General features: G+C 64.4%; 17 protein-coding genes and 2 pseudogenes. 10 read left to right on the top strand and 9 right to left on the bottom strand.

The window, feature by feature from the left end:
* Positions 1-283: 283 nt before the first annotated feature.
* Positions 284-799: a YcgN family cysteine cluster protein gene (locus AB3L03_RS06110; RefSeq protein WP_026233606.1), complete on the top strand. Its 516-nt coding sequence runs from the start codon at positions 284-286 to the stop codon at positions 797-799.
* Positions 800-954: 155 nt separating this feature from the next.
* Positions 955-2,534, top strand: a pseudogene (locus AB3L03_RS06105) (MDR family MFS transporter).
* Between the two features lie 6 nt (positions 2,535-2,540).
* Here AB3L03_RS06105 and AB3L03_RS06100 read toward each other — a convergent pair.
* Positions 2,541-5,042: a GAF domain-containing protein gene (locus AB3L03_RS06100; protein WP_368508350.1), complete on the bottom strand. Its 2,502-nt coding sequence runs from the start codon at positions 5,040-5,042 to the stop codon at positions 2,541-2,543.
* 114 nt (positions 5,043-5,156) lie between these two features.
* Positions 5,157-6,791, bottom strand: coding sequence for a thiamine pyrophosphate-requiring protein (locus AB3L03_RS06095; protein ID WP_368508349.1), 1,635 nt, complete (start codon positions 6,789-6,791; stop codon positions 5,157-5,159).
* A gap of 465 nt (positions 6,792-7,256) precedes the next feature.
* Between AB3L03_RS06095 and AB3L03_RS06090 the strand changes: the two genes are divergently transcribed.
* On the top strand, positions 7,257-7,610 hold the full coding sequence (locus tag AB3L03_RS06090) for a hypothetical protein (protein ID WP_326951828.1): 354 nt from the start codon (positions 7,257-7,259) through the stop codon (positions 7,608-7,610).
* Positions 7,611-7,687: 77 nt separating this feature from the next.
* Positions 7,688-9,067 (top strand): hypothetical protein, encoded by a 1,380-nt coding sequence (locus AB3L03_RS06085; protein WP_368508348.1) that lies wholly within the window; start codon positions 7,688-7,690, stop codon positions 9,065-9,067.
* A 1-nt stretch (position 9,068) separates the two neighbouring features.
* On the opposite strand, the gene AB3L03_RS06080 is transcribed toward AB3L03_RS06085, so the two are convergent.
* The 7 genes from AB3L03_RS06080 to AB3L03_RS06050 all read right to left on the bottom strand — a co-directional run bounded on the left by AB3L03_RS06080 (position 9,069) and on the right by AB3L03_RS06050 (position 14,665).
* Positions 9,069-9,752 (bottom strand): class I SAM-dependent methyltransferase, encoded by a 684-nt coding sequence (locus tag AB3L03_RS06080; RefSeq protein ID WP_210350868.1) that lies wholly within the window; start codon positions 9,750-9,752, stop codon positions 9,069-9,071.
* A gap of 8 nt (positions 9,753-9,760) precedes the next feature.
* Complete coding sequence (locus tag AB3L03_RS06075) at positions 9,761-10,756, bottom strand: glycosyltransferase family 2 protein (RefSeq protein ID WP_085352302.1); 996 nt, start codon at positions 10,754-10,756, stop codon at positions 9,761-9,763.
* A 72-nt stretch (positions 10,757-10,828) separates the two neighbouring features.
* Positions 10,829-12,493, bottom strand: coding sequence for a hypothetical protein (locus AB3L03_RS06070; RefSeq protein ID WP_368508347.1), 1,665 nt, complete (start codon positions 12,491-12,493; stop codon positions 10,829-10,831).
* 185 nt (positions 12,494-12,678) lie between these two features.
* Positions 12,679-12,843 carry a Flp family type IVb pilin gene (locus tag AB3L03_RS06065; protein WP_018458549.1) on the bottom strand — a complete coding sequence of 55 codons (165 nt, stop codon included), beginning with the start codon at positions 12,841-12,843 and terminating at the stop codon, positions 12,679-12,681.
* A 192-nt stretch (positions 12,844-13,035) separates the two neighbouring features.
* The gene (locus AB3L03_RS06060; RefSeq protein ID WP_018458550.1) at positions 13,036-13,218 is read right to left on the bottom strand and encodes a hypothetical protein; all 183 of its coding nucleotides are present in this window, start codon (positions 13,216-13,218) and stop codon (positions 13,036-13,038) included.
* 169 nt (positions 13,219-13,387) lie between these two features.
* The gene (locus AB3L03_RS06055) at positions 13,388-13,624 is read right to left on the bottom strand and encodes a hypothetical protein (RefSeq protein WP_018458551.1); all 237 of its coding nucleotides are present in this window, start codon (positions 13,622-13,624) and stop codon (positions 13,388-13,390) included.
* A 57-nt stretch (positions 13,625-13,681) separates the two neighbouring features.
* The gene (locus AB3L03_RS06050; RefSeq protein ID WP_018458552.1) at positions 13,682-14,665 is read right to left on the bottom strand and encodes a Ku protein; all 984 of its coding nucleotides are present in this window, start codon (positions 14,663-14,665) and stop codon (positions 13,682-13,684) included.
* 233 nt (positions 14,666-14,898) lie between these two features.
* On the opposite strand from AB3L03_RS06050, the gene AB3L03_RS06045 reads away from it, so the two are divergent.
* From AB3L03_RS06045 to ccmI, 6 genes and pseudogenes are all read left to right on the top strand, one after another.
* Positions 14,899-15,054, top strand: coding sequence for a hypothetical protein (locus AB3L03_RS06045; RefSeq protein WP_007593402.1), 156 nt, complete (start codon positions 14,899-14,901; stop codon positions 15,052-15,054).
* A 231-nt stretch (positions 15,055-15,285) separates the two neighbouring features.
* Complete coding sequence (locus AB3L03_RS06040; protein WP_018458554.1) at positions 15,286-15,957, top strand: response regulator transcription factor; 672 nt, start codon at positions 15,286-15,288, stop codon at positions 15,955-15,957.
* A gap of 121 nt (positions 15,958-16,078) precedes the next feature.
* A pseudogene (locus AB3L03_RS06035) lies at positions 16,079-17,454 on the top strand (ATP-binding protein).
* Positions 17,455-17,612: 158 nt separating this feature from the next.
* Entirely contained in the window at positions 17,613-19,013 is a 1,401-nt protein-coding gene (locus AB3L03_RS06030) for a hypothetical protein (protein ID WP_018458556.1), read from the top strand.
* 100 nt (positions 19,014-19,113) lie between these two features.
* Positions 19,114-19,383 (top strand): hypothetical protein, encoded by a 270-nt coding sequence (locus AB3L03_RS06025; RefSeq protein ID WP_007593394.1) that lies wholly within the window; start codon positions 19,114-19,116, stop codon positions 19,381-19,383.
* 131 nt (positions 19,384-19,514) lie between these two features.
* A complete protein-coding gene (ccmI, locus tag AB3L03_RS06020) occupies positions 19,515-20,630 on the top strand; it encodes a c-type cytochrome biogenesis protein CcmI (RefSeq protein ID WP_026233608.1) in 1,116 nt (371 codons plus the stop codon).
* Positions 20,631-20,636: the final 6 nt, after the last annotated feature.

Genomic DNA, 20,636 nt, shown 5'->3' with positions numbered 1-20,636 from the left:
CGGCTTGGTTCGAAAGCGTTCAAGCACCCGGCCGGGGGCGGCATCGAGACGTCTTGCGGGAGTGTTGCGGCAAACCCAAGGCGCCCGGCCAGCGACGGTGGGGACTTGCTGTTCCTTCTAGCCGAGCAGGGCCTATAAACCAATGGTCACGCTTGCGATTTTGAACAACAGGCCTAATTGACCCCGGTTCATTACGGGCCTCACGCGGGCGTTGCTTGCAGCCGCATGGCCGCACGCCCTAGATGGCACCAGCCGTAGCTCTTTCGAACTTTTGTTGAGGCGCATGACCGCAGCTCCCAAACGACCTTCAGGCCAGGAAGGATTCTTCTGGAAAACCAAGACGTTGGAAGAAATGTCGGGGCCCGAATGGGAGAGCCTGTGCGACGGCTGCGGCCGCTGCTGCCTGAACAAGCTCGAGGAAGATGGCACCGGCGACATCTATTTCACGCATGTCGGCTGCAAGCTGCTCGATGGGGTGACCTGCGGCTGCAAGGACTACGCGAATCGTTCCGACAAGGTTCCGGACTGCGTCCGCCTGACCCCGGCCAATGTCCGCACCCTGAACTGGCTGCCGCCGAGCTGCGGCTACAAGCTTGTTGCGGAAGGCCGCGACCTCTATTGGTGGCATCCCCTGGTGTCAGGCGATCCCGACACCGTGCATGACGCGGGCGTCTCCGTACGCGGACGGGTCGAAGGCAGCGAGGTCGAGATTCCGGACGATGAGCTCGAGAACCACATCGTGCAGTGGCCGGCGCAGCTGCCAAAACGGGCGCGCCTGAAGCGACGTCCGAAGGACTGATCCGCCGCACCAGGTAGATCACGTCCTCGCGATGGCCGTGGGGTGGGATGCTCCCATGCGCCGCGGTGCCTGCCTGAGAAGAACTTTGCTGTCTACATTGACTGCATAGAACGAATCCTTCGCGGTGTTGCGCCGCCTCATGGCTTCCGGTCGAGATGAACAAGTTCGAGCGGCAGAGCAGTTCTGCCGACACCCAGACATTGCCCGACGACATCGCCGAGGAATTGTCGCGCCTTCCGAGCGAGGTCCTGAGCGTCGATGACGCTCCTTCGCTCGCGCCGCCGGCGCCGCTGTCGCAGGACGAGGTCCGCACCATCGTCATCAGCCTGATGTTGACGATGTTCCTGGCCGCACTGGACCAGACCATCGTTGCCACCGCGCTGCCGACCATCGGACGCCAGTTCCACGACGTCTCCAATCTCTCCTGGGTCATCACCGCCTATCTGCTCGCGTCGACCGCGGTCGCGCCGGTTTTCGGCACGCTCAGCGACATCTACGGGCGCCGTGTGATGATCATCATCTCGCTCAGCCTGTTCGTCGCGGGCTCGGTGCTGTGCGCGATCGCTCCGAACCTGCCGATGCTGATTCTTGCACGCGGTCTCCAGGGACTGGGTGGCGGGGGCATCATGCCGGTGGTGCAGACCGTGATCTCCGACGTCGTGAGCCCACGCGAGCGCGGCCAGTATCAAGCCTATTTCTCCAGCGTCTGGATGGTCGGCGGCATTCTCGGCCCGGTCATCGGCGGCGTGTTCGCCGAGCATCTGCACTGGTCGATGATCTTCTGGATCAATGTGCCGCTCGCGGCGGCGGCGATCGCGTTGCTGCTGCCCAGGATGAAGAAGATTCCGGTGTTCCACCGCAAGCGCAAGGTCGACTGGCTCGGCGGCGTGCTGCTGATGGCCTCTGCCGTCGTCTTCATGCTGGTGCTGACCTGGGGGGCACGCGCTTCCCGTGGCTCTCGCCCACCGTGCTTGCGATGGTGGGCGGCGCTGTAGCGCTCGCGGTCACCTTCGTGTGGCACGCGCGCCGGGCGGAAGAGCCGTTCCTGCCGCTGCCGCTGCTCGGAGGATCGGTTGTGCCGTTCGGGCTGACGGCCGGCGGTTGCGCGCTCGGTGCGATCACGGGCCTCACGGTGCAGCTGCCGCTCTATTACGAGGCGGTCTATCACCTCAGCGCCAGCGAAGCGGGCCTCGCGCTGATTCCGCTCGCGGCGGTCTCGACCTGCGGCGCGGCCATCGCCGGTCGCACCATGGCGCGGGCTAAGCACTACAAGCGGGTCGCCATCGTAGGAACGTCCTGGGCAGCGCTGTGCGGCCTCGGCCTCACGTTGACGACGTTGCCGCTCTGGGCGCTGCTGACGCTGATGGCTGCGTTTGCGCTTGGCCTCGGCACCACCTTTCCGGTCTGCGTCGTCTCGGTGCAGAATTCGGTCGCCCGTCCGCAGGTCGGCACCATCACGGGCGCGTTGAACTTCTTCCGCTCGCTTATGTCCTCGTTCACGGTTGCGGCGTTCGCGGCCATCCTGCTCATCGCACTCGGTGCCGACGTTCCGCTCGCCGGCGAGCATCACGGCGCCGTCAATGCGATTCCCGCGGACGACATGCGGCATGCGTTCCGCTACGTCTTCGGCGCCGCCACCGCGCTGATGGCTGGCGCCGCGCTCTGCCTGATCATGATGGAGGAGCGGCCGCTGGCCGGTCCGTCCACGACGCAACCCGTCGAGATGGCGGAATAAGAACCGCTAGCCGCGGCGTCCGTCCGGAAAGCTGCTGCTTCGCGGCAATCGAATCGTGAACTCGGTGAACGCGCCGGGCTCCGTCGCGACGTCGATTGTGCCGCCGTGCTGCTTCACCACGATATCGTGGCTCATCGACAATCCGAGGCCGGTGCCTTCGCCGGCCGGCTTGGTGGTGAAGAACGGATCGAACATCTTTTCCTTCACCTCGTGCGGAATGCCGGTGCCATTGTCGCGGATGCGGATCTCGATGCTGTCGCCCCGGTCGCGTGTCGCGGCGATCACCACCGGCTCGTAATCGGCGGCGCCGTCATCCGACTTGCGCTTGGCGACCGCGTGGAAGCCATTCGAGATCAGGTTCAGCAGCACCCGGGTGATCTCCTGCGGAAACACTTCCGCTTGCCCGGCAGCCGGATCAAGCTCGCGCTTCAGCGTCACGTCGAACTGCGGCTTCTCGGCGCGGGCGCCGTGATAGGCGAGGTTGAGGCTCTCCTCGACCAGCGCGTTGATGTCGCTCAGCCGATGCTCGCCGCCGCCCTCGCGGGAATGCAGCAGCATGTTCTTGACGATGGAGTCGGCGCGCCTGCCATGCTGCACGATTTTCGCGAGATTGTCCTTCAACAGTCCGGTCAGCTCGTCGACCTCGCTGCGGACGTCGTCCGCAAGCGGGACAGGCGCGAGCGCCTCGTTCAGCTCGTCCGTCAGCTCGGCGGAGAGCGATGCAAAATTGTTGACGAAGTTGAGCGGGTTCTTGATCTCGTGCGCGATGCCGGCGGTGAGCTGGCCGAGCGAAGCCAGCTTCTCGGTCTGGACCAGCCGGTCCTGGGCAGCGCGCAAATCGTCGAGGGATTTGGCGAGGTCCCGGGTGCGGTCCTGCACCTCGTTGAACAGGCGCGAGTTCTCGATGGCGATCACGGCCTGGTCTGCAAAGGTCTTGAGCAGGGCGATTGCCTTGTCCGGGAAAGGACCGGCCTCCGGCCGCGTCACGCCGATGGTGCCGATCGCGACGCCGTCGCGTAGCATCGGGATCACGAGGATGCTGCGATAGCCTCGCGTCCGCGCCAGCTCTCTCATGGCGTCCGTGAGGTCGGGCTCGGTCTGCATGTCGCTGCGGAATGCGAACTCTCCGCTTCTTGCCACCCGGCTGTGAATGCCGGATGCCGACAGCGGCACCGGGAACGAATTGAGCAGCTCTTCATTGCCGGCTTCGTTGTCGGTGCTGAAGGCGGCCAGGTGCAGCAGGTCGTCGATGACGCGCGTGACGGTGGAGGAATGTCCGCCGACCAGGGACTTGGCGCTGTCGGAGATCGCCTGGAACACTGGCGTCACATCCGCGGGCGAGGCCGCGATCACCTTGAGGATGTCGGCGGTCGCGGTCTGCCGTTCCAGCGCTTCCCTCGTGGTGTTGAACAGGCTGACATTCTTGATCGCAATCACCGCCTGGTCAGCGAAGGTCTGCAACAGCCGCACGTGATGCTCGCCGAACGCGCCGGTCGCGCGCCGCGTGGCGATGATGACGCCGATCGCCGCGCCGTCGCTCATCAAGGGCGCGAACAGCATGCTGCGGTAGCCCCGGGCGCGCGCGATGTCGCGGGCTGCGGGTTCGACTTCGGTGTCGGGCAATTGCGCCGCCACACCATTGGCCACGAGCCGGTAGGGCGGGAACAGCGCGAATGGCACCGGGAACGAGGCCTGCAGCACGCGATCGCCGGCCGGATCGGTCGGCGTGAACGCCGCAAGGTGCGCCGCGCCCCCAATGTAGCGCAGCACCGCGGTGGAGAAGCCGCCGATCAGCCGGTTGGCATTGGCCGCGATGGCGTCGAACACCGGCTGTACGTCGGACGGCGAGGCGGCCATCACTTTCAGAATGTCGGCGGTGGCGGTCTGACGCTCCAGCGTCTCGCGTGTCTCGTTGAACAGGCGCGCATTCTCGATCGCGATCACTGCCTGATCGGCGAAGGTCTGGAGCAGCTGGACGTGGTCGGCTGCGAACGCGCCGGGCTCGGCGCGCGTGACGCTGATCATGCCGACTGGCGTCCCCCGATTCATCAGGGGCATGAACAGCACGCTGCGGAAGCCGCGCAGCCGCGCAAGGTTCCGATTCAGCTCCGGGACCTCCGCGGCTTCGCTATCGGGAAACTGGATCGTCTCGCCGCCACGCACCAGCGCAAAGGTCGGAAAGTCGGCAATCTTGCGCGGGAACGACGCCTTGAGCCCTTCGTCCGCCTCGGGGCTCGTTGGTGTAAACGCCACGAGGTGGAGCTCGTCCTCGATGAACTGAAGCACGGTGGCGGAGAAGCCGCCGAGCAAGCGCCGGGAGCTGGACGCGATCGCCTCGAAGACCGGCCGGGCATCGGACGGAGAGGCCGCGATGGTGCGCAGAATCCCGGCGCTGGCGTTCTGACGATCGCGCGCAATCGCGAGCTCGCTGCGAAGCTGCGCGTTCTCGGCTGTGGCCGCCTGCAACAGGCGTTCAAATTCCGCGATGTCGTTGGAAGGGGCGGTCATTCGCAATCCGGCTTGATGCCGCGACAAGCGCGGCACCGAGGCGGATTATCACATCTCCTGCGGCCGGAGCCAGCCTCCGCGACAGCGAGTTTTGCTGCCGGAATCCGGCCCGCTTCACGTGCCCGGCCGCGACACCTCGGTCTCCTTGCTGGTGATGAACTCCAGCAGCACGGGAACGCCTTCCTGCGTCTTCTGGATGCCGCGCCTGATCGCGGGGGTGATGTCCTCAGGTCTCGTCACCCGCTCTCCATAGCCGCCGAAGGCGCGCGCCATCGCGGCGTAGTCTCCGGAAATGTCGGTCGAGCGATATTTCTCGGTCGAGACCGGCATCACCTTCAATTCGATCGCCATTGAAAAATTGTTCAGCAGGATCGACATGATCGGGATGCGCTCGCGCACCGCGGTCTCGAAATCCATGCCGGTGAAGCCGATCGCGGCGTCGCCCCAGACATTGATGCAGAGCTTGTCAGGCTTTGCGAGCTTTGCGCCCATGGCCAGCCCAAGGCCGTAGCCGAGTTGCGTCGTCTTGCCCCAGCCGAGATAGGTGAGGGGCTCGACCGACTTCCAGAACGGCGAAAGCTGGTCGCGGGGGCTGCCGGCATCGTGGGTGATGATGGTGTCGCGGATGTCGACGGTATGTTGCAGGTCCCACAGCACGCGATAGGGGCTCAAGGGCGCATCATTGCTGGTGAGCTTCGGCATCCATTTCGCCAGCCACTCCTTGTGCGAAGCCGCGATCTCGGCTGCCACCGCCGACGCGTCGCGATCCGCGCTGACGGTCTTGCCGATCTCCTCCAGCAGCGCGTCGAGCACAAGCCCGGCATCGCCGACGAGGCCAATCCTGGCTTCCACGTCCTTGTTGAGATGGTTCGGATCAAGTGTGGAGTGGATGATGGTTTTGTCTTTCGGCATCGCGATGCCGAAATTGGTCTCGGTGAAGGAGCAGCCAATGCCGAAAATGACGTCGGCATCAGCCAGGAATTTCGGGACGGCGCGTGGCACCGCAAGGCCGCCGGAGCCAAGCGAGAGCGGATGCGTTTCCGGAAAGGACGATTTGCCTCCAAGGCTGGTCGTCACGGGAATGGCGAGCCGTTCGGCCAGTCGTCTCAGTTGCGGCCAGGCCTGCGCGTAATGCACGCCCTGGCCGGCATAGATCACCGGGCGCTTGGCGTTGACGAGCAGGTCGGCCGCCTCCTTCACATGAACAGGGTCCGCGCCGTAGCGGGTGCGCAGCACAGGTGTGTAGTTCAGCGGCTCGGGCACCTCCTCGTTCCACATATCGGCGGGGATCTCGACGATGACAGGGCCGCCGCGGCCGTTCTTCAGCTTGGTGAAGGCGCGACGAAAAATGTTGGCGACTTCCGCGGCCAGGATGATCGGCTCCGATGATTTCGAAAACGCCTTCATCGCCTCGCTGGAATTGAAGTTCGGCTCGATATGGGCAAGTCTGCGCTGATAGCCCATCGGCAGCACCAGCACGGGAACGGATTCGCCGTAGCATTGCGCGACGCCGCCCATCGCGTTCTCCGCACCGGGGCCATGCTGCATGCAGAATGCGCCGATCGAGCGTCCCGATGTGACCCGCGAGATCGCATCCGCCATGTGGATGCCGACGCGCTCCTGCCGCACCATCACCGGCCTGATATCGGCCTTGGCCGCATGCTCGATCAGATGGTTGACCGGATACCCGCAGAGGATCTCGATCCCCTCGCGCTTCATGATTTCCGCAATCGCGGTGCCGAGCTTCATGGCGTCTCTCTCCCTGGCGTAGGCCGGTTGCTCCGGCTGATTAGGGGAGAGAGGATCAGGAAATTGGCGGAGGGTAAAGCGTGAGCGGATGGGGGTTGCGGTAGGTCAGCTATGCAGCGAGCTGCCGTAGCCGGGATGGAGCGCAGCGCAATCCGGAGCCGTGCTACCCGGGTATAACCGTGACGAATTTCGCCGCGCTCCATCCGCTACGACCGCTACTTGCAGCTTTGGCAGATCCTCAGCTTGCGTTTCAACGCCTCGTCTTCTTGATCGATCAATTGCTCAGCGGCGCCTTTAGCACCCGGGTCGGCCCTGGAGCCCTTCGCAGTGCGTGACCTCACAGGCGGGACCACCTGATGCGACGTGTCGTTGTCGTCGCCGGTGCCTACGCTGAAGCCATCGTAGTCGGCGGCTGGGTTCGGCGCCGATGGAAGCCCGCCGATCACAGGCGGCGAAGCTTCTCTGATGGATACTGCCGGCGGAGGTCTGGAATTTTTGGCGCCCGCGTGCGGCGGCGATGCATTGGGCGGAGAAAGCGAAACCGGCGGCGCGGCCGAAGTCTGTCCTCTCGCGCTGTCCTGCGACCAGACGCCGACAAAGATGAGGCTGAAAGCCAAAAGCATCACGCTTCTCATCCGCATCTCCAAGCAGCTGTGGTTGGTGGATCGAGGTGGGAAGGCTATCAGGACTCACATGGTCGTCAAAGCGGTGCAGTCCGGATTTCGCAGCCGTGACTATGGTTCACAAAGCGTGACCGGCCCGCCGCGCACCAAGGCAGGCGCCGTCAAGTCAAAGAGGAATTTAACGCTTGGGCCCTAACTTGCGCTCGCCATGAGTGACCAGGTCGTCCACAGCGAGGTTCAACCGTTTTCGGCGCGTGCGGCGCTTCCTGGCTGGTGAGCCTTGGCGTTTATGCCCTGCTGCTGATCCTTGGACCGCGGCTGCTCAATGATCCCGACAGCTATTCGCACATCGAAGTCGGCCGCTGGATCATCGCGCACGGCACGCTGCCGGCGAGCGACCCATTTTCTTTTTCGCGGCACAGCGCACCCTGGATCACCTTCGAATGGCTCTCGGAGGTGATCTACGCCGCAGCCTACGCGCTCGCCGGCTGGCCAGGCGTCCTCGTCGTCGGCGCCGCGGCGATAGCGCTCGCCTTTGGCCTGTTCACCTTCTTCCTGCTGCGCGAGCTTTCGCCGACCCAGACGCTGCTCATGGTGATCGTGGCCGTCATCCTCTTGGCGCCGCATATGCTGGCGCGGCCACATGTACTGGTGCTGCCGCTGATGGTGACCTGGGCGGCGGCCCTGGTACGCTGCATGGATTGTCGAGGGCCTCCGCCGTACTGGGCCCTTCCGCTGCTGGTCGTGTGGGCCAATCTGCACGGCAGTGTGGTGCTGGCGCTTGGACTGATCGGCCCTGCAGGGCTCGAGGCGCTGCTCTGCGAGAAGCGGAGTGAATGGCCACGCGTATTCCTGCGTTGGCTGCCGTTCACGGCGCTTGCGGTCGCGGCGTCCTGCCTGACCCCCTACGGGCCCGAACCGCTGCTGATGCCGTTGACCACACTCGGCCTCGGCCCCGCGCTCGGTTGGATCGCGGAATGGCGGCCGCAGGATTTCAGTCACGTAAGTTTCTTCGAGCTGCTGCTGCTGGCCGGCATCTTCGCGCTCTCGCGTGGCGTGACGCTGCCGGTGGTCCGGGCCTTGGTCGTGATCGGCTTGCTGCATTTCGCGCTGGCCCAGATCCGCAATGCGGATCTGCTGGCCATGCTGGCGCCGCTCTATCTGGCGGCTCCGCTGGGGCGAAAGTTCGGCGGACCGATTGGGGACGATGCTGCCGGCTCGTCACGCGGCCTAAACCTGGCCGCACTCGGTGTGATGATCGTGGTGAGCGGGGCGACGCTGGCGCGTGACATACGGCCGGCTCCGGCCATTACCCCTCAGACTGCCGTCGCTGGAGCCAAACTCGCCACGGCGGGGCCTGTGCTCAACGATTATTCCTTCGGCGGCTATTTGATCTTTGCCGGCATTCCCACCTTTATCGACGGTCGCGGTGAACTGTACGGAGGAGCGTTCATCAACCGCTACAATCGCGCGCTGGCGCTGGTCGATCTCGGCGACTTTCTCAAGCTGCTCGACGAGTACAACATCGCCGCGACGCTGCTCGCGCCGGGGACGCCGGCGATAGCGATGCTGGACCGGCTGCCCCAATGGCAGCGCGTCTACAGCGACGACGTGGCGGTCGTGCACAAGCGGCGAGATATGCCGCAAAGATAGATCAAGCGGTCCCGAAGGCGGCGTATTGGCCGCCGAGCGGCACGCCGCTCAGGGTCGCTTCGAGACGCCGCGACGGCTTGGTGTCCCAGGGCAGCAGCAGGAAATGGCGCGCACCGATCTCGCGCAAGCCGCCGGCAGCCATCAATTTTCGGGTTGTGCCGGCCCCGAGCAAGACGGCGTCCCGGTCGAACTCACAACGCGCGACGGCAAGACGGGTCAGCGGGTTGTACGGATTGTGCTCGATGACGCAGACGAGTCCACCGGGGCGCGTCACGCGCCGCATCTCCGCGATGAATTGCGCCCATTCCGTTGGCACGAGATGGTGCATCACGCAGACGGCCGTGACCAGATCGAAGCTGGCATCGTCGAAAGGAAAGGTGCGGCCGTCGAACTCACGGTAGTCGACCCTGCCGTTGTCAGCGCGCGCCTGCGCCAGGCTGGCCGACGAGACGTCGATGCCGCTCAAGCGGCCGACCATGCCGTGCAGCAGTGGATGAAGGCTGCCTACGCCGCAGCCGACGTCCAGCATGTCGGGCCTCTCCGTGTCGAGCCGCTGCGCGATCAGGTTGCCCAGCAGATCGGCCTTGGCGCGCATGAAGAAATGATGCGGCAAGCCGGAGAAGTCGATCGAGGATTGGACCACGTCACGGTAGTTGTCGTGATAGCCGTCGAAGAGCTCGGTCATGCGCTGTGTCACTCGTTGACGGCGTGGATCGCGGGTGCGGCTGCCGCCTCGTTGCGGTCGAAGCCTGCGCGGGTCTGCACCACGTAGAGCGGTCGACGTTTCACCTCGGCATGGATGCGGCCGACGTAAAGCCCCACGATACCCGTCATCAGCATGTTCATTCCACACAGCAGGGACACGACGACCATCGTCGAGGACCAGCCGGTCACGAGATGACTATCGTTGCTAAGCCACAACAGGATCACCCAGCCGCCATAGAGCAGTGCCAGACCTGAGACCGTCAATCCGCACCAGATTGCCAGGCGCAAGGGCAGATCGGAAAAGCCGAGCGCGGCGTTCATCGCGAGCCGCAGCATCTTGAACAGCGGATATTTGGTCTCGCCCGCTGCTCGCTCGAGGCGGTGGAAGGTGACCTCCGCCTGCCGGAAGCCGAGCCAGGCGATCATGCCGCGTACGAAGCGGTCCTGCTCCGGCATCTGCCGAAGCGCGTCGAGCACCTTGCGATCGATCAGGCGGAAGTCGCCGACGTCGGCGGGGATGCCGACCGAGGACATCCTGCCGAGAAGCCGGTAGAACAGATGCGCGGTCGCGCGCTTGAATCGGCTTTCGCCGTCGCGCGACAGGCGGCGGGCGTGGACGATGTCGTTGCCTTCCTGCCATTTTGCGATCAATTGCTCGATCACTTCGGGCGGATCCTGCAAATCGGCATCCATGACGATGATCGCTTCACCTTGCGCGGCGTCCATGCCGGCGGTGATGGCGATCTGATGCCCGAAATTTCGCGACAGGCCGATATAGCGAAAGCGCGGGTCGCGCGTGGCGAGCGCCTGTAGCACGATCGAACTGGAATCGCTGCTGCCGTCGTCAACGAAGATCGCCTCTGCCGGCCCGTCGAGCCGGGACAAGACCAGGTCGAGCCTGCGCAGCAGCACCGGCAGAACGGCTTCCTCGTTGAACACGGGGATGACGAGGCTGTAGCGGATCGACTGGAAATTGGCCGCCATGCGAGAGAGTCCAACTCGTTGCAGGAGCGGAAGTCTATGCCGGCGGTGGTTAAGGTCGCCTTGCCACAACCATTAAGGATATGGGGCACCGCAGTGGCTTCCAAAAGGCGGGTGCAGATGGTGATGCCCGATTAACCACGCTGGGCAGCCGCGGCTTCGGCCTAGGACTTGCGGTCTAGGACTTGCGGCGGATCTTGTAGAGAACAAATCGCTCAGAGGTGTCCAGCGCTTCCAGCAGATCCGGCAGCGGGTTTGCGGCTCGCGGCCCGAGGACATAGAGATAGTCGAAGTCCTGATGCCAGGTGCGGACGAACGGCGGAACGCCTGCCGGCGGCCGGCTTGCCGCAATCGCGGTAAGCACGCCCAGCGGCACCGGCCCCCGTAGGGAATGGCAAGACGGCGCACGTCCTCGCGTGGCCGCACGGGCTGCTTGCCCGCTTCCGTGAATAGATTGGGCACGAACGCGTTGGCATAGTGCACGGCCAGCGTAGGTGCATAGTACATCGGATATGAGGTGAGGTCGGCGAAGGGCGGGTCTCCATTGTCGTCCGTGCTGGCGACGAGGATGCGCGAGCCGCGATCGATCTTGTGGAACGACTCGACGATGGCCGCATAGTCGGTGCGGTAAGGCAGCCACACCGTGAGCACGACGGCGAGATTGATCAGTATGGCGCCACTGATCGCGGCGAGCGCTGCCATTCTCCACGCCCGGCTGGGCAGCGTCAGCGAGCAGAAGGCCGGCAGGATCAGAGCCGCAGCGGGAATGACGCGCAGGTCGACGAACGAGGTTCCGAACAGCTTCGAGGGAATGACGACGTAGAGCAGCGCGAAGCCGATCGCGAGCCAGGTCCCGGCTGTTTCGAGCTTGAGGACGCCGCGTCTTGCGGCGAAGAACAGCGAGACCATCAGCGTAAGCCCGGTCGCCGCTGCGATCGTCAGATTGTAACCGTTCATGATGCGCAACGGCCAGATCGGCTTGAATCCGATGAACCAGCTCGTTCCTTCGCTTCCGATCGATCCCGCGGTCATGCGCATGATCCCAAAGAGGGCAAGCGTCGGTATGGCCAACGCGCCGAGCCGCGCGGCGGCGACCCCGTACGACCTTCGCCCATGGCGGATGCGCGAGAGCTCGTAGACGCCGAGCGTCGCGCCATAGACGCCGAGGGAGAAGAAATGTGCTGCAAACAGCGCAGCGACGAAGACCATGTTGACGACGAAACGCAGTGGCCATGGGCGCTCCGCGAGCATCAGATAGACGGCGATGCCGCAAAGAGCGAGGCCCAGTCCGAACTCGAAATTCACGAAGCCCCAGCTGAACGGCAGACAATAAAGGAAAGCGAGCGCCGCAAAGCCGGCGAGATGGACCCGTCCCTTCCGGGCCCATTCGAGCAAAAGCGCGCCTCCGACGATCAGCAATTGGCTCAGGAGCAGAAACAGGCGCGTGGCGTTCTCGACGTTGATCAGCCGCGCCATTTGCGGGACCAGCAGATCCATTCCAAGGTTGGGATAGAATGCCCAGGCCACTTCGTAATACGGATTGGCATTGGGAGTGCCGTTCTGGCTCAGAATGTACATCCGGGCGAGATGATTGGGATAGTCGACCATCGCGGGGATAGGGGTCAGCAGCACCGGAAGAAACGACAGGGCCGCCAGGACAGCAAGAACGCTGATCGGCGTCGATCGGTCCGAGCCAAGACGAGCCCAGATTGTCGAGGTCGGCTTGTCGGAAGGAATCATGTCATAGGGCCGCTAGAGTTTGAGCTTACGCTCTACGACAGCGCAACCGCGCGACACAACGCCAATAATGCGAACTTCGCGAAAATCAAACTGGGGTCGCCGCCGCATCGGAAGGAGGAGCCTATCATCCGGCGCGCTGCACGCGGATTCGTGCTGATGCGATTGCGGCGCGCCGGCTATGCCGGCTACTTCATCGCCGCGCTGATCGAGTTGAATTTGCTGCTCAGGAGTGCGCTGCCCGTGTTGTTCACGGCCGTGATGATCGCGAACGCGATGCCGGTGGCGATCAGACAATACTCGATGGCGGTGGCACCATTTTCGTCGGCAAGAAATGACTTGAGCAAAGTCATCGTCAACTCCTGTTCATCCGTCCAACCTAGGCCGGTGCCGTTTTCGGAATGGTAAATTGATTCACTAAGTTTTCGTGAGCGCGCCAAAACGCAGGGCGGATGGTCCTCACCTGCCGTTTGATATGGTGACATCGATTGACTTAAGGTTTCGTCACCCAATTCGGACGCATTTGGCGATGTCGTCATCCCGTCTCAGGACGAGATCTGGCGTTCCGGTGCGGCCTTGCTGGAGCGTTTCAGCACTATCGCCAGACGTCCGACCAGATAGCTGACCACGGACGGCTGCGCTCGCGCGGAGCTGCCGGCCAGGCTTTCTTCCTCGGCCGCGTCGTTGACGATGCCGATGTAATTCTTTCTGGCGTCCTGCTGCTTCACGAGCCTGCAACCCCGAGTTCAATCGAGGGGCGACGATGCTGCGCTGAGCGGGAAGCGTCGGTTAATTTTGTCTTCCGTAGGATTACGTGCCCTCCGGCCGCAGGCAGACGCTGAAAGCGCGGCTTGACTTAACGGATTGTTGAGCCTGTTCTCGAGCGGGGCGCCCGGCTCACTCGCGCCGACCGTCCGCATTCAGCGCCCGCAACACCGCGATGCGGGCGAACATCATCCAGCCGCCGCCGGTCTCGGCCGCGTTGATCAGGGTTTCGATCGCGGTCTGCCAGTGGCTCGCATCCTGCGTATCCTCGGGCAGTCGCATGATGTGATCGGCAGCTTCTTGCAGCGTCCGCAGCTTGCGCCCGCCACGTAACGAGATGGGTTCGTCGAACGCGGTCGACCAGGGCATGTCAGGTCGGCCGATCGACGAGGGGCAGCATCACGGCGTCGGCGCTGTGCGATACCGCTAGCCGGCCTTCTTCGCCCGGGCCGGCGCGCGCACCGGCTTGTCCGCCTTTTTGGGAGCGGCTTTCGCAGCAGTGTCCTTGCCGCCCTTGCCGGTGATCGGCAGCAGCATCTCACGCTGGCCTTCGACGCGCTTCTTCGGCTTCTTGCCCTTGACGGCGTCCTTGGTCACGTCCTTGGCCACCTTCGCCGCGGGGCCTGCGTCCTTCTCGTTCGCGATGCTCTTCTTCAGCGCGTCCATGAGGTTGATAACGTTGCCGCTGGTCTTGGGCGCGGCCTTTGCTGCGATGGGCGCGCCGCTGCGCTTCTTGTTGATGAGGTCGATCAGTGCGGTCTCGTAATGGTCCTCGAACAGCTCAGGCTCGAACGCGCCGGACTTCTTCTCGACGATGTGCTTTGCAAGGTCGAGCATGTCCTTGGTCAGCTTCACGTCCTGGATGTCGTCGAAATAGTCCTTCTCGCCGCGCACCTCGTAGGGGTAGCGCAGCAGCGTCCCCATCAGGCCGCTCCCGAGCGGCTCCAGCGCGATGATGTGCTCGCGGTTGGTCAGCACCACGCGGCCGATCGCGACCTTGTCCATGCTCCGGATCGTCTCGCGGATCACCGCAAATGCGTCGTGGCCGACCTTGCCGTCGGGCACGAGATAGTAGGGGCGGATCAGATAGCGGCTGTCGATGTCGGTCTTCGGTACGAACTCGTCGATCTCGATCGTGTGGGTGGACTCCAGCGCGATGTCGTCGAGCTCGTCCTTGGTGACCTCGATATAGGTGTCGGTGTCGACCTTGTAGCCCTTGACGATGTCCTCCGAAGTCACCTCGTCACCGGTCTCGGCGTCGACCTTGAGGTACTTGATCCGGTGGCCGGTCTTGCGGTTTATCTGGTTGAACGAGACTTTCTCGGTATCCGAAGTGGCCGGATAGAGCGCGACCGGGCAGGTCACGAGCGACAAACGCAGAAAACCCTTCCAATTGGCGCGGGGGGCCATGGGCTACTCCAAACGCAACGGGGACAGAAGACGAAGATACCATCGGGGAACACCGAATCATAGCAAGGCGGATCGCTGAATCTTGCAACTGCGTTAATCGGCCGCCCGGCGCGCGGTTGCAGCCCGATCCGGCTGCAAAAACCGGAACATCATATCCGATCATGCGTTGCCACTGGACATTCGCCGCGAGGAGTCGCGGCCATCCGATGCGACGGCCAGAAATTGAGGTCACCATGGCAACCACGCGAGACCAACGTCAGATCGTGGAAACTCCGACGGAGGCGCGCCAGGGCGAGCCTGGGCCGTCGGTGGCGGCGCTGCTCGCCATATCAACCGGGCTCGCGATCCTGATCCTCGCGGTCATCTGGTTCGTGTTCTTCCGGACCTGATCGGCAGATCGACCGGACGGTTTGCACCTTCCGACTCGCCGCGTAACGCGGCACATTGCGCCCGCCATGCCGTCGGTTCGTCCGGTGGCATGGCGGGCGCAGTGCGTTGACTGCGAACTGGTCGGATATGACCAAAAAGTAACGCGGCCGGTTCCCCGGTGTTCATATTCAGTTCACGCCGGAATTGCTCATCTGTGCAGGTGTTCATGCGGCCTAATTCTGGAGAGAAGCGTGCGCCTGCTCGTCGTTGAGGACGACCCCGATCTCAATCGCCAGCTTACCAAGGCGCTGACCGACGCCGGCTATGTCGTCGATCGCGCCTTCGACGGGGAGGAGGGGCATTTTCTCGGTGACAACGAGCCCTACGATGCCGTGGTGCTCGACATCGGCCTGCCGAAGAAGGACGGCATCTCGGTGCTGGAGGCCTGGCGGCGCAACGGCCGCACCATGCCGGTCCTGATCCTCACCGCGCGCGACCGCTGGAGCGACAAGGTCCAGGGCTTCGATGCCGGTGCCGACGACTATGTCGCAAAGCCGTTCCACCTGGAGGAGGTGCTGGCGCGGATCCGCGCGCTGCTGCGCCGCTCCACCGGCCACGCCCAGAGCGAGCTGACCTGCGGCCCCGTCACGCTCGACACCAGGACCGGCCGGGTCAGCGTGTCGGGTAATCCCATCAAGATGACGTCGCACGAATATCGGCTTCTGGCCTACTTGATGCACCATTCGGGGCGTGTCGTGTCCCGTACCGAGCTGGTCGAGCATCTCTACGACCAGGACTTCGACCGCGACTCCAACACGATCGAGGTCTTCGTCGGCCGCATCCGCAAGAAGCTCGACGTCGACATCATCCAGACTGTCCGTGGCCTCGGCTATCTCCTGACCCCGCCGGCCCCCGGCGCTTGAAGCGCGGTGTCTCGAACTATCTCGTCTAGACGTATCTTGGCTTGACGGGCGGCGCAGCAGGGGCCTTGTTCGGGTCATGAGTTCCGACGCCATGCCACCCCGCGCCTCCGGGATCATTCCGATGCCCGCCAGCTCGCTTGCGAACCGCCTGTTTCTGTCGGCGACCGCGTGGCTCGTCGTGATCCTGGCCATCACCGGCGTGGTGCTGTCGTCGGTCTACAAGAACGCCACCGAGCGCGCCTTCGACCGCCGGCTCAATCTCTATCTCCGCACGCTGATCGCCGAGGTCGCCACCCCCGACGAGCCGCCGGACCGCCAGTTCCAGTCGCTCGGCGAGCCCTTGTTCGAATTGCCGTTGTCCGGCTGGTACTGGCAGATCACGCGGACCGACACCGAAAAGCCGGAGGTGCGCTCCTCGCGCTCGCTCTGGGACAAGAAGCTGCCAAAGCTTGAAGAGCAGGGCACCGAGCTCACAGCCGCGGGCATCCGGATCGCTTATGTCGACGGTCCAGAGGGACAGAACCTGCGCATGGTGGAGCGGCCGGTCGATCTCGGCGCGGACGGCAAATTTCTCGTCAGTGTCGCCGGTGACGACACCGAGATTTTCGACGAGACGCGCAGTTTCGATTACTACCTCGGCGGCACCTTCACCGCGCTCGGTATCGTGTTGCTGCTGACCACCGTGTTTCAGGTCCGCTTCGGTCTCGCGCCGCTCAAGCGCATCTCCGAATCCATCGCCGACATCCGGTCCGGGCGGGCGGAGCGGCTCGAGGGCGAGTTCCCGGTCGAGATCGCACCGCTGGCGCGCGAGACCAACGCGCTGATCGACGCCAATCGCGAGATCGTGGAGCGCGCGCGCACCCATGTCGGCAATCTCGCCCACGCCATCAAGACGCCGCTCTCGGTCATCGTGAACGAGGCCGGCGCGCATGCCACCGATCCGTTCGCGGCCAAGGTGATGGAGCAGGCCGACGTGATGCGCGACCAGGTCGCCCATCATCTCGAGCGCGCGCGCATCGCGGCGCGGGTCTCGGTCGTTGCGACGGTGACGGAGGTGGCACCGGCCATCGAGGCACTGCGGCGGACCATGGAGAAGATCCACCGCGGCCGCGGCATCGTGGTCGAGGCCGAGGCCGATCCGTCGGCGAAATTTCGCGGCGAGCGGCAGGATCTGGAGGAGATGGTCGGCAACCTCGTCGACAACGCCTGCAAATGGGCGGCGTCGCGGGTCTTCATCGAAGTTCTGGCGGAAGCGCCGCAGCAGGCGAGCATCGGTCCGCGGCTGCATATCATCGTCGACGATGACGGCCGCGGCCTGTCGGAGGCCGAGCGCACCCAGGTCTCACGGCGCGGCCAGCGGCTCGACGAGTCCAAGCCCGGATCGGGCCTGGGACTGTCGATCGTGACCGAGCTCGCTGCGCTCTATGGCGGCAGCCTCTCCCTCGGCCGCGCACCGACGGGGGCCTGCGGGCGGAGCTGGTCCTCCCCGGAATATAATCCCTTGTTCCGACGCGACTATTTGGCTTGCGGCACCCCGATCCGGACGAAACCAGGGGTATTCGGAGCGACTTCCTAAACGGCTTCTTAAGTGGCCCCACCTATGATCGAGGAGGACGGATCCCACGTCCGCCATTTACCGTTCATTACCCGGGCGCATGAGCCAGACATCGATCGAGCGGCTGAGGGACTATCTCGCGCAGCTCCCGCCGCAGGCGCAGGCGCTGCTGATGCGAGAGTTCGAGCGTGCGCTCGAGCGCGGCCAGGACACGGCCGTGGCAACCCTCGTGCTCGATCAGCTGCGCAAGATTGTCCGCAAGACGGAAGCCGACGAGGCCGCACCGCCGCGTACGGACGATCTGTCGCGGCTGCTGTTCCAGGTGCTGGAACCATTCCTCGTCGAAGCAGGCGCTCCGATCCGGGTCGGGCAGGTCCGCCGCTCCTCGCTGGCTCCGATCTGGCAATGGCTCGGCCGCGACGGTGCTCCGGACAAGCTGAAGGAACTCGAGGCGGCGCTGGCGCGCACGCCGGCCGACAGCGCAGGCCAGGTCGAAGCGCTGACCTCGAAGCTCCAGGCGGTCGCTGCGGATGCCATCTTCGAGCTGACGGGGCCGGGCGGGGGCGACAAGTCGCGTGCGCTCGCACGCGTTGGCCCGCCCAACGTGATCGAGGACTTCTATTCGAGCGGGGCGGTGCTCGCGGTCCGCGACGCCATTGCCACCTTGAACGAGAAGCTGCCGCGCTCTTTGCGCGCCTTCGGCGATGCCCAGATCGCATCGGTGACTGCAGCGCTCAACATTCCCGTCCTCCAGACCCCGCAGATGCTGCCCTTCGCGCTCTCCATCGTCGTGCAGCGGATGACCGCGCCGTGGCAGATCATCCGCCTCGCCATCAAGATTGCCGCATCCGACGACGAGATCCGTGTTGCGGCAACGCCCTATGGCGTCGCCGTCACGATCGCGCTGCATGATCTGTCCTGCGTGGCGGCCATCCTGCGCATGGACATCAAGCGCGGCCATTTCGACAATGTCGCCGCCAATCTCAAGACGCTGCACGACGGCGTGCGAGGCCTGCGTACCGAGCTCGACCTGCGCAACGATTCCGCCTGGGGCAAGCAGTTGACCTCGATCCGGGCCGACATCTCTAACGCGCTGCAATCCGAGATCGACAGTGTTCCCGGCCGCGTCCGCCGCATCCTGCGCCAGCGCGCCGAGAAGGACATTCCGCCGGGCGCGCGGATCGACAGCACCGAGGTCGAGGAAACCGTCGCGCTGATCGATTTCGTCGCCACCTGCCGCAATTATGCGAGCGAGCTTGCGATCAACGAGGTGACACTGCGCACCTATTCCGACCTCCAGCAATATGTCGAGCGTTCGACTGAGCAGCTGGTGCAGTCGCTGCGCGGCGCCGATCACAAGGTCCGCACCTATCGGCAGCAGCAGGTGCAGGCCGCGATCCGCTTCTGCCAGGTGCTGTTCGGCGATGATTATGCCTCGCTGATGAGCCGCGCCGCGGAGAACGCGGCCACGGGCGAGCGCAAATCGTCGCGCGCTAGCTGATCCAGGCGCATATTTCAGTAGTCACAATTTCAGGTTGACGGTGTCGGTGGCTGGCCCTACGGTCGCCGTGCAGGTTTTTTATATTTCTATCTGTGGGCGCATGAAATCCGTTATCAGTTCCATCGAAATCGAGAATCGCGTCGTTGTTGCCAAATATCAAAGGCTGATGGTCGGCGCGAAGGTGGTGCTGGTCGAGAAGGCAAGCGGTCGGCAGCTTCCTGAGACCGTCACCAGGGTTGCATCACCCGTTCCCGTCGGGGCGTTGCGCATCAGATTGCCCGACGCTATCGAGCCGGGAACATATTTCCTGAAGGCCTTCAACGGGCATGGCGAGGACGCCGCTCAAAGCGCGGACTTCGAGATCGGCTAAGCCGTTGGATTTTCACCATTTCGGGACTGTGCGCGGTCGCGCCGAATTGACAATTGTCAATTGCCGCATCGTCCGGCCGTGGTGTAAAGCGACCTGTGGGCGCGGCTTGCGCGCTGCCGGAAGCTTGCCAGATGATGCTATGGTTCGTGTTCGCGCTGATGACGGTCGCGGCGATCTTCGCCGTGCTTTTGCCGCTCGGCCGTAGCGGACGCGCGCAAAATCAGGGCAGCGAGGTCGCGGTCTACAAGGACCAACTCGCCGAGATCGAGCGTGATCTTGCCGCAGGGCTGATCGCCGCGCCCGAAGCCGAGGCCGCGCGCGTCGAGGTCAGCCGCAGGCTGCTTGCCGCGGCCGGCAGCGAGCCCGCAACGGCACCGAAATCCAGCCTCAAATGGCGCCGCGCGGCGGCCGTGCTGGCGCTTGCCGGCCTGCCGCTGGTTGCGATTGGTGTCTATGTGCCGCTCGGCTCGCCCAGGCTTCAGGACTTTCCACTGGCGCAGCGGGAGCGCGGATCCGGGTCCGGCATGGCGCAGTCGCTCGAGAATCTGGTCGTACAGGTCGAGCAACATCTGGAAAAGAATCCGACCGACGGGCGCGGCTGGAACGTGATCGCGCCCGTGCTGGAACGGCTCGGTCGCTTCGACGACGCCGTGCGCGCCTATCGCAACTCGCTCACCTACAATGGCGAGAGCGCGGAGCGCCGGTCCGATCTCGGCGAAGCGATCTCGGCCGCCGCCGGCGGCGTCGTGACCGCCGAAGCCAAGACCGAGTTCGAGCGCGCGCGCGCGCTCAGCGCCGACGACCCCAAGGCGAACTATTTTCTCGGTCTCGCCGCCGAGCAGGACGGCCGCAAGGCCGATGCCGCCAATATCTGGCGCGCGCTGCTGGCGAAAGCGCCGGCGGATGCGCCGTGGCGACCTCTGGTGCAGACCTCGCTCGCGCGGGTCGGTGGCGGTGGCGCGACGATGCCGGCGCTGTCGGATGAGACCCTCGCAGCTTCCAAGGACATGAAAGAGGTCGATCGCAACGCGATGGTTCGCGGCATGGTCGAACGGCTCGCCACGCGCCTCAAGCAGAACGGCGACGACGTCGAGGGTTGGCTGCGCCTGGTGCGCGCCTATCTCGTCATGGGTGATCGCGACAAGGCGGTGGGGGCATCGACCGATGCCCGCCAGGCGGTTGCCAACGATGCAGCACGGTTGCGCCAGCTTGATGAAGGCCTCAAGACACTCGGGCTCGACGGATGATGATGT

Origin of the sequence: Bradyrhizobium lupini, from assembly GCF_040939785.1 — a bacterium.
Classification (GTDB): Bacteria; Pseudomonadota; Alphaproteobacteria; order Rhizobiales; family Xanthobacteraceae; genus Bradyrhizobium; species Bradyrhizobium canariense_D.
Note: the sequence above shows the minus strand (reverse complement) of the source record. Positions and strands in the feature narration are given on the sequence as shown.

Bases quoted from the DNA above. Each gene is read 5' to 3' on its own strand.
- AB3L03_RS06110 (WP_026233606.1), top strand. From the start codon at position 284: ATGACCGCAGCTCCCAAACGACCTTCAGGCCAGGAAGGATTCTTCTGG.
- AB3L03_RS06065 (WP_018458549.1), bottom strand. From the start codon at position 12,843: ATGACTTTGCTCAAGTCATTTCTTGCCGACGAAAATGGTGCCACCGCC.
- AB3L03_RS06045 (WP_007593402.1), top strand. From the start codon at position 14,899: ATGGCAACCACGCGAGACCAACGTCAGATCGTGGAAACTCCGACGGAG.
- AB3L03_RS06030 (WP_018458556.1), top strand. From the start codon at position 17,613: ATGAGCCAGACATCGATCGAGCGGCTGAGGGACTATCTCGCGCAGCTC.
- AB3L03_RS06050 (WP_018458552.1), bottom strand. From the start codon at position 14,665: ATGGCCCCCCGCGCCAATTGGAAGGGTTTTCTGCGTTTGTCGCTCGTG.
- AB3L03_RS06090 (WP_326951828.1), top strand. From the start codon at position 7,257: ATGGATACTGCCGGCGGAGGTCTGGAATTTTTGGCGCCCGCGTGCGGC.
- AB3L03_RS06075 (WP_085352302.1), bottom strand. From the start codon at position 10,756: ATGGCGGCCAATTTCCAGTCGATCCGCTACAGCCTCGTCATCCCCGTG.
- AB3L03_RS06055 (WP_018458551.1), bottom strand. From the start codon at position 13,624: ATGCCCTGGTCGACCGCGTTCGACGAACCCATCTCGTTACGTGGCGGG.
- AB3L03_RS06100 (WP_368508350.1), bottom strand. From the start codon at position 5,042: ATGACCGCCCCTTCCAACGACATCGCGGAATTTGAACGCCTGTTGCAG.
- AB3L03_RS06080 (WP_210350868.1), bottom strand. From the start codon at position 9,752: ATGACCGAGCTCTTCGACGGCTATCACGACAACTACCGTGACGTGGTC.
- AB3L03_RS06025 (WP_007593394.1), top strand. From the start codon at position 19,114: ATGAAATCCGTTATCAGTTCCATCGAAATCGAGAATCGCGTCGTTGTT.
- ccmI (WP_026233608.1), top strand. From the start codon at position 19,515: ATGATGCTATGGTTCGTGTTCGCGCTGATGACGGTCGCGGCGATCTTC.
- AB3L03_RS06070 (WP_368508347.1), bottom strand. From the start codon at position 12,493: ATGATTCCTTCCGACAAGCCGACCTCGACAATCTGGGCTCGTCTTGGC.
- AB3L03_RS06095 (WP_368508349.1), bottom strand. From the start codon at position 6,791: ATGAAGCTCGGCACCGCGATTGCGGAAATCATGAAGCGCGAGGGGATC.